This window comes from Micromonospora sp. 15K316 (assembly GCF_004348525.1).
Classification (GTDB): Bacteria; Actinomycetota; Actinomycetes; order Mycobacteriales; family Micromonosporaceae; genus Micromonospora.
The window spans coordinates 1-521 of record NZ_SMKG01000450.1; the positions used below are offsets into that span (position 1 = coordinate 1).

Annotated in this window: 1 pseudogene; it reads right to left on the reverse strand. The window is 69.7% G+C overall.

What is annotated here, in order from left to right:
- Positions 1-2: 2 nt before the first annotated feature.
- Positions 3-521: pseudogene (locus E1211_RS32260) on the reverse strand (hypothetical protein); the annotation flags it as partial.

Genomic DNA, 521 nt, shown 5'->3' on the forward strand with positions numbered 1-521 from the left:
CCTCAGGTGAGCGCGTCGACGACGGTCGTCGCGCGCTGCTCGTGCTGGGCGTAGGCGTCGGGGAACCCGGAGATCTGCACGGACTGGGCCGCGTAGGTGAGCGCCATGTCCTGCCATCCCGGCACCTTGAGTAGGGCCAGGTAGAACGCCTTCGCCGCGAACGCGGGGCGCATCAGCTCCCGTACGGTGCCCCAGCCGCTGCTGGGCCGTTGCTGGAAGAGGCCGACCGAGTCGTGGTCCCAGCCGATGGCCTGGTGCGGGTACTCCTGCGACTCGGGCAGCACGCCGCTGGCGTAGTTGTAGAGGTTGCTCTCCTGCATCGCGGTCGCCAGCGCGATGATCAGGCCGCGCTTGGGGACGTCGAGTTGCCGACCGACGTCTACGATGATCTTCGCGTTGTCCATCTGTGCCTGCGTCAGCCCGGCGACGGGTCGTGGGCGGCGCGGCTTGGCCGGCTTCTTCGCCGGCTTCTTCGGGACGGTGGTGGGACTGGGCGTCGCGGTCGGGGTGGGGCTGATCGG